The following is a 13,980-nucleotide window of genomic DNA, read 5'->3' as shown; positions in this document are numbered from 1 at the left end:
GCTTTTCTTGCCCTTTAGACGCGAATTGGTATAAAGCGGGAGTTTCAAAATAAGGAAAGGGGAGTCTGTTTATGGAGTTTCGCGACAGGCAATACGACGTGTTCAACATGTTCGACAAGCAATGGGGGTTGGCGACGGCGGGCACCCTGGAGGATTTCGACGGGTGCACCATCGGCTGGGGCAGCCTTGGCAGCCTCTGGGGATTGAGGAGCGACGGGCGGCTGATCGTGACGATTTACGTCAACCCTCTGCGGTACACCAGCGAGTACCTGCTGAAAAGCGATTGTTTCACCGTTTCCTTCTTTGAGGAAAAATATCGCAGGGATTTGTTGACGCTCGGAACGAAGTCGAAGCGGGATTGCGACAAATTTACGATGACCTCGCTGACGCCGGAGAGGCACGGGGAGGGCGTCGTCTTCAGCGAGGCGACCCTGACCTTCGTCTGCCGAAAGCTGTACTGGGAGCAGTTCGATCCGGCCCACATCGACCCGGAGGTCATGCGCGAGATCTACTCGGACCGCCCGCCGCACTATCAGTTCATCGGCGAGATCATGGAGGTCCTCGACAAGCGGTGAGGGAGGGACGGGATCGCCTCCTACCGCACGATGCAGGAGAGGACGCGCAGGATACGGGCCCAGGGAACGGATGCGGAGATCGAGGTGTTCGATGGCCTTCCCCACGGCTTTGGACTGGGCGAGGGGACCCGGAGGGTTGGATCGATCACGCCGTGGCTTTCTGGGAACGGCAGATGCGATGAGCGCTGGTGATATTCGGGCATGCGCCAGTTCGCCGTCGATCGTCTCGGAAAAGGTTGAAGCGGCAGCAACGTGGTCCTCGATTCGAGGACCACGTTGCATGTGGTTGACCGTCCTCGACGACCCAGTCAGTGTTTCCTTAAGTCTTTGCAGGCGCGTTTCGTTTCCGCTGAAGTTGCCGCACACTGCGGATGGGGAGGACGGGCAAGCCTTGCTTTTTGGAGTACAATGGCGGATACTAATACCCGATTTGTGCTGTCACTGTACGGAGCAGTGAGCTCGAAAACCAAAACGTTTCGCAGGTGAGGTCATCAGATGCCCATTCCCCAGATCAAGCCAGGAGGCAGCCGAGAGAGCGCCAGAGCGCAGGTCTACCGTCAGCTTCAAGACTGGATCGTCGATGGCACGATGCAGCCAGGGGAGAGGATCAGCGATCAGGACGTTGCTGAATACTTTTCAGTCAGCAGAACGCCGGTTCGCGAAGCTTTGCAGCTGCTGTCCGAACAGGGGTTCGTTCGGGTGGAGCCCTCTCGCGGAACCCACGTTTCCCCTCTCAATGGCGATTTGGCCTATTCTATTTACGAGGCTCTGTCCTCCCTGTCCGGCTGTGCTGCGAAGCTTGCCTGTCAGAAGCAGAAAAAGGGTGACATCGCCAGGCTGCGGGAGCTGAACGGGGATTTTGAAAGGGCTGTCGCGGCTGGAGAACACGACCGACTATCGAACCTCGACAACGTCTTTCACAAGTTCATCTTAAAGATGGCGGACAACCCTTACATATCGGATGCGGTCCTCAATTTGACCATGCACTCCAACCGTTACGAAAACTTGTATTTCCGCGAGGGGACCGACCGCATGGAGTCCGTGCGGGAGCACGAGGCCCTCATCAGGGCCCTGGAGGTGCGGGACGATGAAGAGAGCGCTCGTGCCGCAGAGGAAAACTGGCTCGGATTCTACCGCAGGCGTCTCCAGAAGATGCTGTGAAGCCCCAGCTTCCGGGACTTCCTTCTCCACAGCGTCCTTTCGTGTCACCGACGCCGGACTTTTGCTCATGAGCGCACTTGTCGATGCCCCTTCTTTAGACGATGATCCTAAAAATCAACGTTTCTCACGTTTTCAATTTGACAGAACGGGCGTCAGGGTGTATTTTAAGGGCACCAATAATATGCAATATATTGCATCCGATTCTCTTGATCGACGACGGACGATGACGCGACGGATTGATGAGGAGCAGATTACAGAGACGTTTCCGAGGGGATTCGGAAGGTGCCGAAGCGGGATCGCGGAGCGTCGAAGCGCAAAGCCTACTTCAATTCTGTGCTCTACTGACCCTGCACCGCGGGGTCAAACTCGGCCTATCCTCTGACGGAGGTCTCAGGAGGGCCGAATTTCAAAGACAGGAGGGTTTTCAGTGATGTGGAACGTGCGTGTTTTGAGGAAGGTTTTAGCCGGAGTCGTTTTTTTGATGGTCCTCCATGCTGCTGCGGTGTTCGCGGAGCCGGAGTACAAGTGGCGCTTTGGTCAGACCTCCGTTCGTGCCTCGCAGGGAAAGTCCTATCGCCTCTTCTGTGACCTCATCAAGAAGTACAGCGATGGTCGCATCGAGGTCGAGTTCTTTCCCGACAACCAGCTCGGAACGCTCGATGAAATCTTCCACGCCGTGCAGGACGGGGAGGTCCAGATGTGCGGGTTCGCTCCCTACGTCAACCTCGTCCCCGGCGGGATGTTCAACTGGATGCCCTGGACGGTCGAGTCCTGGGAGGAGTGCAAGATGGCCTTCTCACGACCGGACGGCTGTCTCTTCGTTCCTCTGGAGGAGGCTATGAAGGAAGTTGGAGTGCACATCCTGTTCACCGTGTCTCAGGGGTCCTACGGAATTGGAAACCGGGTTCGTCCCATCAGGACGCCGGAGGATTTTAAGGCCCTAAAGATGCGAGTCTCCTCATCCCTTGGCTGTGTCCGCGGGCTCCAGAACATGGCGGAAGGCACGGGCATGACGGTCGAGACGGTGCCCTGGGGCGACCTCTACAACGCCCTCTCTCGCGGCGTGGTGGACGGCTGCTGGGACATGTGGCCCTCCCTCGTCGAAGAGCGTCACTGTGAGGTCATGAAGTACTACACCTCCCTCGACTGGATGTGGGACGCCAACCAGGTCGTCATCAACCGCGAGCTCTGGGATTCCCTGCCTGGCGACCTGAAGGCGGCGATCCAGAAGGCCGCCGACGAGGCCGAGGCCGACCAGTACCGCATTCAAGAGGAAGAGGAGGCTAAGTTCAAAGCCTTCCTGGAAAAGCTGCCGGACTTCGAGATCTATTACCCGACGGAAGAAGAGCGAGCTCTGTTCCGCGAGAGGGCAAAAAACCTCGAAAACTGGCAGGAGCTCTGCGCTCCCTGGCTCGACAAGCACTTCCCCGGCCAGAACATGACCCAGAGGATCCTGGATGCCCTCGCGGAGAACCGCGAGAAGGTCCTGGCCGGGAAAAAGATGCCCCAATAGTATGGAAGCGGAGGAACTCTTCGACTTCGTGATGTCGTGTGGGGCACCGTGATGAATTGGCGGAGTGACCCGAAGGGCCCTCCGCCCTTCCTTTTCGAGACTGCGAGACAAAGAAAGGTGTAGACGGATGAAAAGATTCTTCGAGAACCTCCGGCGCCTGGAGTTTTTTCTGGGCGCGGCAGGCCTCAGCCTTTCGGTTATCCTCACCTTCTGTCAAGTGTTGAACCGCTACTGGCTGCATTACGAGATCATGTGGATTGGCGATATGGCCCTCTTCATCTTCATTTTTACGATCTATGTCGCGATCTCCTACGGAGCTGCGCTCAAAACCCATATCTGCGTGGATATCCTCCCGGATGCCATAGCGCAGGGAAACGAGAGGAAAAAGGCGCTCTATGACATCTTTAAAAGCGTTGTCACCGTCGTGATGGTGCTGTCGATGGCGCCTGCCACATGGAAGGTCGTCAAACGCTCCTTTCAGTACCCGGAATACGCCACCCTCGTGCGCTGGTTCAACATGAGTTGGCTCGTCTATGCCATGGGAGCGATGGTCGTCCTCGTTGCCCTCCACTACGCATGGCATATCTGTGAGGACGTTTTCCTGATCCGAAAGAGCCTCTGGTTCGAACAAAACGAAAAGACGGTGAGCCGCGATGATTGATTTCGGAACGATGACGACCCTGGTCAGTTTCCTGGTGGGACTTCTCATCGGGCTTCCCATCGGGTGGGTCTTCATCGGAGCAACGATACTCGGCCTGACCGTGACGGGAACCTCCGCCGGATTTGTGGCCAATGCGTTTTTCCACTCCCTCGATTCAGCCACCATCATGGCGATCGCCTTTTTCGTCTTCACGGGAGCCCTGATCAATGAAGCGGGGCTGGCGGACAGGATCGTCAACTTTTCTTACGCCCTTGTGGGACGCCTCAAGGGAGGTCTGACGGCCGTCGGGATCGTGGCCTCGGTCTTCATGGGCGCCCTGACCGGCTCATCCGTCCCCTGCATCGCGGCTCTGATCCCCCTTCTCGTCCCGAAGCTCGAAAAATTCGGCTATGACCGAGTTTACACGACCGCTATTCTCTGTTCGTCAAGTTACCTCGGCTACCTGATCCCCCCAAGTGTCCCCGCCATGATCTACTGCCTTCTGGCCGGGCAGTCCGTTGCGGCCCTGTTCCTCGCGACGGTCTTTCCGGGGCTCCTCCTCGCTATCGGCTACGCCGTCCTCAACTACTTTGTTGTGGACAAGTACACGGTCAACAGCGATGAAACTCCGGAGCTCCCAGCCACTTTCTCCGGGGCTCTGAAGGAGATCGCGCGCACCGGCTGGCTGGCCATCCCTGCCCTTGGTTGCCCGCTCCTGATCCTGGTCGGCATCTACGGCGGCATCTTCACTCCCAACGAGGCCGGAGGCGTCGCCGCGATCTATTGTCTCCTGGTGGGCTGGCTGGCCTACCGCGAGCTGACGTTGGAGCGCCTCAGAGCGGCTCTGTCGAGCACCATCGGGACCTTTGGGATGACAACCCTTCTGCTGGCCGGAGGCACGATCCTGACCCGATACCTCACCCGACAGGGGGTCGCTCAGGAAGTGGCCATGACGATGATGTCGCTCTTCGAGGGCAAGGCTATGATCCTTCTGATGATTAACGCTTTTCTTCTCTTCCTTGGAATGTTCCTCGATGGAATTCCCATCCTTGTCCTGGTCGTCCCACTGGTTTTGCCCCTGATGCAGGAACTCGGCGTCAACCTGGTCCACCTGGGCGCCATCATGACGGTCAACGTCGGCATCGGCGTCATGACCCCGCCCTTTGCCATGTCGATCTTTGTCGGCTCCCGCCTCGCGAACGTTCCGGCTGCGAAGCTGACCCGTGCGATGATGCCCTTCCTGCTCTACGTCTCCATCCCCGTCCTCCTCCTGACGACCTACATTCCATTTCTCTCCTGCTGGCTTCCCCAGGTCCTTCTGGGGGCCTCCGTCGTCGGAACGTGGTGAGCGGTTTTCTGCCCCGTCTTTTTGGGGCCTGTTACAGGAGGTTTTTCGATGTATGACTTGCTGATCAAAGGTGGAGTTTGCTACGACGGCACGGGACGGGAAGGCTTCAAGGCCGATATCGCCATAAAGGATGGCCTCATCGCGAAGGTCGGAGAACCCGACGCTGATGCCGCGAAGGTCATCGACGCGAAGGGCCTCGCCGTGGCGCCCGGCTTTATCGACACCCACAGCCATTCCGACCTGGTGGCCCTTGTGGAGCCCGGCATCACCAACAAGACGACTCAGGGCGTCACGACGGACGTCATCGGTCAGGACGGCATGTCCCTGGCTCCGGTTCTGCCCCGGTACGTCAGCACATGGCAGAAGACGATGGCAGGGCTTGAAGGGCAGTATCCCGTCGAGTGGAGGTGGGAGAGCGCAGCGGAGTACATGAAAGCGTTGGATGCGATGGACCTGGGCCCCAACCTGGCCTATCTTGCCCCTACGGGAAACCTTCGCATGTGCGTCATGGGATTGAGCAATCGTAAGGCGACCCCAAGTGAGGTCTCCATGATGAAGGACCTCCTGGAGAAGTGCATTGAAGCCGGAGCGGTCGGACTTTCCACAGGCCTGATCTATCCGCCCAGCAGCTACATGGAGGAGGATGAGATCGCCCAGGTCACCTCCGTCCTCGCGAAGTACGACCTGCCCTTCGTCATCCACCAGAGGAGCGAGGCTGACACGATCCTTGAGTCCATGGACGAGGTCTTCCGCATCAGTCGAAAATCAGGATGTCCCGTCCATTTCTCCCACTTCAAAGTCTGTGGAAAAAAGAACGCCCACCTCTTTGACGCCGTCATGAAAAAGCTTGATGAGGGAGAAAGGGACATCAAGCTGTCCTTCGACCAATACCCCTACGGAGCGGGGAGCACGACCTTCAGCGTGATCCTGCCGCCCTGGGCCCACGATGGAGGCGCTGACCAATGCCTCCTTCGCCTCGCAGACGAAGCGGAGCGGCAGAGGATGAAGCGGGATATCGTGAACGGGATCCCCGGCTGGGATAACTTCATCGACTTCGCGGGGATGGAAAACATCCTGGTCACCTTCGTCAAGACGCCCAAAAATGCCGACCTCGTCGGAAAGAACATGATTGAGATCGGAGAGATCCGAGGCAGGGAGCCCCTTGACGCTGCCTTCGATCTGCTGCTTCAGGAGGACTTGGCCGTGGGGCTTGTCGATTTTTACGGTCTTGAGGAACACGTCCGGACGATCATGACCCATCACCTCCAGAATCCCTGTACGGACGGCATCCTGGGAGCCCAGCCCCACCCCAGGGTCTACGGGACCTTCTCCCGCATTCTGGGCCACTACGTGCGGGAGCTCGGCTTGATGACCCTGCCCGAGGCGATCAGAAAAATGACCTCCCGGCCGGCCTCCATCTTTCACCTTGAGGGACGCGGGGTCCTTAAGGAAGGCTACGTCGCCGACGTCACGGTCTTCGACCCGGAAAAGGTCATCGACAAGGCGACCTACACCGACCCCATGCAGTTCTCGGAAGGAATCCCCTTCGTCATCGTGGGGGGGACATCCGTGGTTGAGGACTCCCAGGTTCTGAAGGGCAAGGCGGGAAAGGTTCTGCGGTTCAAAAAGTGACGTCCCCTTCAGGTGGACGTTTCGAGCTTTATTTTTTAGAAGGAGGGCTATCAAGTGGCAAGGCAGTGGGAGGACGAGCTGGTTGAGCTGTGCCGCGGCATGATCCGGCGTCAGAGCCTTTCCGGTCAGGAGAAGGACGTCGCGGACTTCGTAGAGGACAACATGAAGAAGTTCGGCTTCGACTCGACGGAGCGCGACGGGTACGGCAACGTGTCCGGGCGAATGGCCTTTGGAGGCGGAGGAAAGAGAATCCTCTTCGAGGGGCACATGGACCACGTGGACGTCGTGGACCGGTCCAGGTGGACCCACGACCCCTTTGGGGCGGAGGTCGTCGATGGCAGGATCTACGGCCGGGGGACGAGCGACATGAAGGGCAACCTCGCCGCGGCGATCGTGGCCGCAAAGCTGCTGAAGGAGGACCCGAAGGGCCTGTCGGGGGAGTTCATCGTCTGCGGTGGGGTGCACGAGGAGTGTTTCGAGGGCGTGGCCTCGCAGGAGCTGGGGGAGAGGTGGAGGCCGGATTGCGTCATCATCGGCGAGGCCTCGTCCCTGAACCTGAAGAGGGGGCAGAGGGGGCGGGCCGAGGTCGTCCTTGAAACCAGGGGCAAGGCGGCTCACTCTTCGAACCCCGACGTTGGACTCAATGCGATCAAGACGATGGTCCCCCTTCTCGCGGCCATCGAAAAGAACTTCAAGCCGAAGGAACAGCCGGTGTTGGGCAGGGGAATTCTCGAAGTGACGGATATCATCTCCAGTCCTTACCCCGGAGCGAGCGTCGTTCCGGAACGCTGCCGGGTGACCTTCGACCGACGGCTTCTCGTCGGAGAGACGGATAAAGAGGTCCTTCAACAGATTCAGGACATCGTCGACGCCGAGGTGAAGGCGAACCCGAAGATTCAGGCCCGGCTCAGCCTCGCCAAGGGAGTCGATACGTGCTACACCGGAAGGAAAATTGAGGCCGAGCGTTACGCCCCAGCCTGGCTCTACCCTGAGGACAACTGGTTTGTGAAGGCTGCGCTGGAGGGACTCCGCTCCGTCGGACTTGACCCCCAGCTCTCCCATTACGCCTTCTGCACCAACGGAAGCTACTACGCCGGCAAGGCGGGCATTCCGACCGTTGGCTTTGGAGGTTCCCTTGAGTCCCTCGCCCACGTGATCGACGAGTACATCGAGATCGATCAGCTCTGTAAGGCCTGCCGGGGATATCAGGGCATCGTCCGTTCCGTCCTGAAATAGCGGGCGACGGCCATGGCGGACTGCCTTTTGCGATGTGCCCTCTGCGGAAGGGAATTCAATCCGGAAAGTCGCGTCAAGACCTGCCCCGACTGCGGCATCGACGGGACGATGCACGTCCTCTACGACTATGACGAGGCGAAGAAGCGGATGGGGCGCAAGGAGCTTGCCGCCTCTTTCGACTTCAGCCTGTGGCGTTATTCTGCCCTTCTTCCTGTGAAGGAAGGCGCGCGAAGGCCGTCGCTCCATGTGGGGTGGACGCCCATCTACAGCGTTTCCGGAATCGCACGGGAGTACGGGGTGCGGGAGGTCCTGGTAAAGGACGACGGGAGGAACCCTACCGCCTCGCTCAAGGACCGGGCCAGCTGCATCGCCGTGACCCTGGCCCTGCAGGAAGGGCAGGAAACGGTCGCCTGCGCTTCCACGGGGAACGCAGCGAGCTCCCTCGCCGGGTTCGCCGCGAACGTGGGACTGCGGAGCGTCATCTTTGTTCCAGAAGCTGCCCCCGCGGCGAAGGTGACGCAACTTCTGGTCTTTGGGGCCAACGTCTTCCTGGTTGGAGGCGACTACGCGGCGACGGTCCGACTCGCCATCAAGGCGATCGAGCGCTGGGGATGGTACGACCGGAACTGCGCCATCAATCCCTTCCTCGTGGAGGGGAAGAAGACCTGCGCCATGGAGATCGCGGAGCAGTGCGGGTGGGACGTGCCGGACAAGGTCTTCGTCTCCGTCGGGGATGGCTGCATCATCAGCTCCACCTACAAGGGATTCTACGACCTTCATCGAGTGGGGCTTATCGACCGGGTCCCACAGGTCATTGGAGTGCAGGCCGAGGGGGCGAGTCCGATCCATCGAGCCGTCCAGAGCGGGGCCAGGACGGTCGTTTTCGGCCCCTCTCGCACCGTTGCGGACAGCATTGACGTTGGTGCCCCCCACAACTGGGCCAAGGCGCTCAACGCCGTTCGTTCGAGCCATGGGGATACGGTGGCCGTGAGCGATGGAGAGATTCTGGCCGCACTCGCGGAGCTCCCCCGCAGGAGCGGGGTCTTCGCAGAGCCTGCCGCTGCGGCGGCGTATGCGGGCTTCGTCAAAATGGCCCGCGAGGGGCGCCTGCAGGCCTCTGACAGGATCGCTGTAATCGTCTCTGGAAACGGCTTGAAGGACGTGGTCGCGGCCCAGGAAGCCGTCTCTCCCGCAAGAAAGATCGCGCCCGACATGGCGGCGTTGGAAAACGCCCTGGGGCTTGAAAAAGCCTGATCGAATCGAGTGGACTGTCCCTGCAGGGGAGAGCGATCACCCGCGCGGGGAGTCCATGAAGCGTTGGGCCTTGTCGTCCCGCGCGAAGCCGCGTCTCTCCCTATGGGGTGGAGCGCGGGGCACAACCCCATGTTAAGGTTAAACTAAGGAGAGGGTGTTCTTGTACAGACAGATCGATCTCGACGTCAACGAAAAGAACCTCGAAAAGTGCGTGAGACAGGCGAAGGAGCGCTACATTCGCATTCCTACGTTTCGGCAGATGAAGGACCCGGCGAAGGACACGCCGGAGGCGGTCAAGGAGGGGCTCAAAAAGACGGGCCTGTGGGACGTCAATCCCCTGAACCTCTTCCGCATCACCTGGAAGAACGCCCCCCAAAGCGCAGGAGGCCTCTATGGGGCGGTGAACTTCGTGGAGTTCCCGCGGGAGCTAACGGGCGTGAAGGCGCGCATCTTCGCGCTGGTGGGGAAGTGGTTCCCTACGGGCGCCCACAAGGTGGGCGCGAGCTTCGGCTGCCTTGTCCCGCGCCTCGTGACGGGACAGTTCGACCCCACCCGGGATTGGGCCGTGTGGCCCTCGACGGGCAACTACTGCCGCGGCGGAGCCTACAACGCCCAACTTCTCGGCTGCCGTTCCATCGCCATCCTCCCCGAAGGGATGAGCCGTGAGCGCTTCGAATGGCTGAAGACCGTCGCAGGTGAGATCATCGCCACTCCTGGGACCGAGAGCAACGTCAAGGAAATTTACGACAGGGTCAACGAGCTTCGGGCAGCACGCGACGACGTCTGCATCTTCAACCAGTTCGAGGAGTTTGGAAACTACCTGTGGCACTACGAGGTCACGGGGTCGGCCCTCGAAGAGCTGGCAAAATCCCTGAAAAGGCCTGGCGATCGCGTCGCGGCCGCAGTCTACACGACCGGCTCTGCCGGAACCATCGCGAGCGGAGATCGCCTGAAGGAGCTCTGGCCGGATGTGAAGATCGTCGCGGGCGAAGCGCTTCAGTGTCCTACCCTGCTTCGCAACGGCTGGGGAGCGCACCGGATCGAGGGCATTGGCGACAAACACATTCCCTGGATACACAACGTCCGGAACACGGACATGATCACCGCCATTGACGACAACGACTGCATGGAGCTTCTTCGCCTCTTCAATGAGCCCGCCGGACGCGAGTACCTGAAGTCGGTCGGGGTTCCCCAGGCGGCGGTCGATCGGTTGAGCCTCTGCGGAATCTCAGGCATTGCGAACCTTTTGAGCTCCATCAAAGCGGCAAAATACTACGAGATGAATGAGCACGACATGGTCTTCACGATCTTGACGGACTCCGTCGATATGTACGGCTCGCGTCTGGAGGAGCTGGCGGCGAAGGAAGGCGAATACAACGGAGTGAAGGCTGCGGTGGACTTCGCCAGCCGTCTCGTCGGACAGAAGGCGGACAACGCCCTCGAGTTGACCTATCCAGAACGGCTTCGGGTCCACAACCTGAAGTATTACACCTGGATCGAGCAGCAGGGCAAGACGAGCGAGGAGCTCTCCGCCCAGTGGTACGACGCCGACAACTACTGGGGCGAGGTCCGCAGTCAAGCGCCGAGGATCGACGAGCTCATCGAGGAGTTCAACGCGGCGACAGGACTGAAATAGGCAAACGACCCTGATCGATGCCTCTGGCTCTGAGGACCCCGTGCCGGCCACCTTCATGAATGACAAATGAATGACAAGAAAGAAGAAAGGGGACTGACCTCGTGGTCAGCCCCCTTGCGTTGTCTATCGAACCGGACCGTCCGGCTTTAGTACATGTCGCCCATGCCGCCCATCCCACCGGGCATGGCGGGCGCAGCGTCCTTCTTCTCCGGCTTGTCGGCGACGATGCCCTCCGTCGTCAGGACCATCGCGGCGATGGAGCCCGCGTTCTGCAGCGCGGAGCGGGTGACCTTCACGGGGTCGATGATGCCCGCAGCGACCATGTCCACATACTCACCGGTGCTGGCGTTCAGGCCGTTGCCGGGCTTCAGGTTGCGGACCTTCTCCACGATGACGTCGCCCTGGTAGCCGGCGTTCTCGGCGATGAGGAACAGCGGGGCCTTCAGCGCGTCCAGCACGATGCGCGCGCCCGTCCGGACGTCGCCCGCGAGCTTCTCGACGAAGGGCTCGAGAGCTGTGGCGCAGTTCAGGGCCGCCACGCCGCCGCCGGCGACGATGCCCTCCTCCACGGCCGCCCTCGTGGCGTTCAGGGCGTCCTCGATGCGGTGCTTCAGCTCCTTCTGCTCCGTCTCCGTGGCGGAGCCGACCTGGATCACCGCCACGCCGCCGACCAGCTTGGCCAGGCGCTCGTGCAGCTTCTCCTTGTCGTAGTCGGAGGTGGAGTCCTCGATCTCCTTCTTGATCTGCGCGGCGCGCTTGCGGATCTCCTCCTTGTCGCCGGCACCCTGGGTGATGGTCGTGTCCTCCTTCGTGATGCGGACCTTCTTGGCCTTGCCCAGCATGCTGAGCTCCGTGTTCTCGAACTTCAGGCCCAGCTCCTCGCTGACGACCTGGCCGCCCGTGACGATGGCGATGTCCGCCAGCATGGCCTTGCGGCGATCGCCGAAGCCGGGGGCCTTCACGGCCGCCACCTGCATGACGCCGCGCAGCTTGTTGACCACCAGCGTCGCCAGGGCCTCGCCCTCAACGTCCTCAGCGACGATGAGCAGGGGCTTGCCCGTCTGCACGACCTTCTCCAGCACGGGGAGCAGGTCCTTGATGTTGCTGATCTTGCCGTCGTGGATCAGGATGTAGGCGTCGTCGAAGCTCGTCTCCATGCGCTCGCTGTCCGTCACCATGTAGGGGCTGATGTAGCCCTTGTCGAACTGCAGGCCCTCCACCATCTCGAGCGTCGTGCCCACCGTCTGGCTGTCCTCGATGGTGATGACGCCGTCCTGGCCCACCTTGTTCATGGCCTCGGAGATCAGAGAGCCCACCGCGTTGTCGCTGGCGGAGATGGAGGCGACCTGCGCGATCTTCTCCTTCTCCTTCACGGGGATGGACTGCTTCTTCAGCTCCTCCACCACGAAGTCGATGGCCTTCTCGATGCCCTGACGCATCTGCATCCCGTTGGCGCCCGCTGCGACGTTCTTCATGCCCTCCCGGATGATGGCGCGGGAGAAGATCGTGGCGGTGGTGGTGCCGTCGCCGGCGACGTCGTTGGTCTTGGAGGCGACCTCCTTCAGAAGCTGGGCCCCTGCGTTCTCGAAGGGGTCCTCGAGCTCGATCTCCTTCGCGATGGTGACGCCGTCGTTCGTGATCGTGGGGGAGCCGAACTTCTTCTCGAGGACGACGTTGCGCCCCTTGGGCCCAAGCGTCACTCCAACCGTATCCGCAACTTTATCGATGCCACGAAGCATCGCGCGGCGAGCGTCCTCGCCGAAGGAAAGAATCTTAGCCATAGTATGTATCCTCCTCTAAATCCGTCTCAAATGTTCCTTGAAGGTCCCGCGTGGACTACTTCTTGTCCACGATGGCCAGGACGTCGCGCTCGCTGAAGATCACGTAGTCCTCGCCGTCCAGCTTGACCTCGGTGCCCGCGTACTTGCTGAAGATGATGCGGTCGCCCACCTTGACCTCGATGGGAAGCTTCTGGCCGTTGTCCAGCACCTTCCCCGTGCCCACCGCGATGACCTCGCCCTCCGTGGGCTTCTCCTTCGCCGTGTCGGGAAGGACGATGCCGCCCTTCGTCTTCTCCTCGCGGGAGAGCACCTTCACAACGATCCTGTCTCCAAGTGGTTTGAGATTCATCTAAAATTCCCTCCTGATCTTTTGTATCAGCACTCAATAACTAAGAGTGCTAATTGCTCAACACGAAGAATATTAGTCCCTGTTCTCTGAAAGTACATCGTCAGATTTACGTACTGTTTTGACGTGGAACGGCGGGGCGTGTGGAGTCATGTAAAGAGGGGACGCCCAAAGCGTCCCCTCGAGCCTTCGATGCTTGTGGCTTCTACTTTTTGCTGAGCTGGTCGAAGGCCTCCAGGGCGATGGCCGAGTGGGCTGCGCTGGGGCCGCCGCCCATGGTGATGGTCACTTCAAGGGCCTCCACGACCTCCTCGCGCGTGGCGCCCGCGCTGAGGGCTCCCTGAGCGTGGGCCGTGATGCAGGGGATGCATCGGGCCTGCACGCCCAGCGCCAGCGCGATCAACTCCTTCGTCTTGGCGTCCAGCGCGCGCTCCTTGTGCGCGACCTCGTTCAGGGAACGAAATGCCCCGACGACCTCCGGCGCTGCCTGGGCCAGCTTTCCCATGAGCTCCTTGCCGTCGCGCGCCTGCTGTTTGAAATCCATGGCGATGCCTCCTTCAAAGATAATGCTTCCGATGGTGTTGAAACCAGAGAGGACTTCTCTCCTGCCGTTTATTCTATCGTGGGCGGTCGCCCTTCACCTGAGCGTTTACCCGTATCCCGCGTCGCGACGGCCGAAGGCTCACCCCCCGATTTCGAGCGACGGATTGGGGGACAGGTCCTCCGGGCTGCGCAGGCCGCGGTCCCAGCCGCTTTTGCCCGCCATGGCGATCATGACGGCGTTGTCCGTGCAGCGGCTGACCCTGGGCAGCCACGCGCGCCAGCGCCGCGCCTCGATGCCCTCCGTCAGCGCGCGCC

13 protein-coding genes are annotated in these 13,980 nt (G+C 60.5%); 10 read left to right on the top strand and 3 right to left on the bottom strand.

The annotated features are described in order from the left end of the window. Positions 1-71: 71 nt before the first annotated feature. From SY1_RS11680 to SY1_RS11635, 10 genes are all read left to right on the top strand, one after another. Entirely contained in the window at positions 72-575 is a 504-nt protein-coding gene (locus tag SY1_RS11680; RefSeq protein ID WP_015557142.1) for a hypothetical protein, read from the top strand. A gap of 30 nt (positions 576-605) precedes the next feature. Further along, on the top strand, positions 606-767 hold the full coding sequence (locus tag SY1_RS11675; protein ID WP_208873863.1) for a hypothetical protein: 162 nt from the start codon (positions 606-608) through the stop codon (positions 765-767). A 303-nt stretch (positions 768-1,070) separates the two neighbouring features. After that, positions 1,071-1,736: a GntR family transcriptional regulator gene (locus tag SY1_RS11670; RefSeq protein ID WP_015557141.1), complete on the top strand. Its 666-nt coding sequence runs from the start codon at positions 1,071-1,073 to the stop codon at positions 1,734-1,736. 481 nt (positions 1,737-2,217) lie between these two features. Beyond that, positions 2,218-3,249, top strand: a complete 1,032-nt coding sequence (locus tag SY1_RS11665) for a TRAP transporter substrate-binding protein (RefSeq protein ID WP_243440737.1) — start codon at positions 2,218-2,220, stop codon at positions 3,247-3,249. A gap of 127 nt (positions 3,250-3,376) precedes the next feature. Beyond that, the gene (locus SY1_RS11660) at positions 3,377-3,910 is read left to right on the top strand and encodes a TRAP transporter small permease (protein WP_015557139.1); all 534 of its coding nucleotides are present in this window, start codon (positions 3,377-3,379) and stop codon (positions 3,908-3,910) included. Continuing rightward, positions 3,903-5,237, top strand: coding sequence for a TRAP transporter large permease (locus tag SY1_RS11655; protein ID WP_015557138.1), 1,335 nt, complete (start codon positions 3,903-3,905; stop codon positions 5,235-5,237). Before SY1_RS11660 ends, SY1_RS11655 begins: the two co-directional genes overlap by 8 nt. Positions 5,238-5,285: 48 nt before the next feature. Next, positions 5,286-6,869: an N-acyl-D-amino-acid deacylase family protein gene (locus SY1_RS11650; protein ID WP_015557137.1), complete on the top strand. Its 1,584-nt coding sequence runs from the start codon at positions 5,286-5,288 to the stop codon at positions 6,867-6,869. 54 nt (positions 6,870-6,923) lie between these two features. Next, the gene (locus SY1_RS11645) at positions 6,924-8,105 is read left to right on the top strand and encodes a YgeY family selenium metabolism-linked hydrolase (protein ID WP_208873862.1); all 1,182 of its coding nucleotides are present in this window, start codon (positions 6,924-6,926) and stop codon (positions 8,103-8,105) included. Between the two features lie 12 nt (positions 8,106-8,117). Continuing rightward, complete coding sequence (thrC, locus tag SY1_RS11640; RefSeq protein ID WP_015557136.1) at positions 8,118-9,359, top strand: threonine synthase; 1,242 nt, start codon at positions 8,118-8,120, stop codon at positions 9,357-9,359. 160 nt (positions 9,360-9,519) lie between these two features. After that, positions 9,520-10,995, top strand: coding sequence for a pyridoxal-phosphate dependent enzyme (locus SY1_RS11635; protein WP_208873861.1), 1,476 nt, complete (start codon positions 9,520-9,522; stop codon positions 10,993-10,995). A gap of 146 nt (positions 10,996-11,141) precedes the next feature. Here SY1_RS11635 and groL read toward each other — a convergent pair whose 3' ends face one another. The 3 genes from groL to SY1_RS11620 all read right to left on the bottom strand — a co-directional run bounded on the left by groL (position 11,142) and on the right by SY1_RS11620 (position 13,666). Beyond that, the gene (groL, locus tag SY1_RS11630) at positions 11,142-12,776 is read right to left on the bottom strand and encodes a chaperonin GroEL (protein ID WP_015557135.1); all 1,635 of its coding nucleotides are present in this window, start codon (positions 12,774-12,776) and stop codon (positions 11,142-11,144) included. A gap of 55 nt (positions 12,777-12,831) precedes the next feature. Next, positions 12,832-13,125: a co-chaperone GroES gene (gene groES, locus SY1_RS11625; protein ID WP_015557134.1), complete on the bottom strand. Its 294-nt coding sequence runs from the start codon at positions 13,123-13,125 to the stop codon at positions 12,832-12,834. A 202-nt stretch (positions 13,126-13,327) separates the two neighbouring features. Beyond that, positions 13,328-13,666 (bottom strand): carboxymuconolactone decarboxylase family protein, encoded by a 339-nt coding sequence (locus tag SY1_RS11620; protein ID WP_015557133.1) that lies wholly within the window; start codon positions 13,664-13,666, stop codon positions 13,328-13,330. Positions 13,667-13,980: the final 314 nt, after the last annotated feature.

The organism is Fretibacterium fastidiosum, from assembly GCF_000210715.1.
Taxonomy (GTDB): Bacteria; Synergistota; Synergistia; order Synergistales; family Aminobacteriaceae; genus Fretibacterium; species Fretibacterium fastidiosum.
Note: the sequence above shows the minus strand (reverse complement) of the source record. Positions and strands in the feature narration are given on the sequence as shown.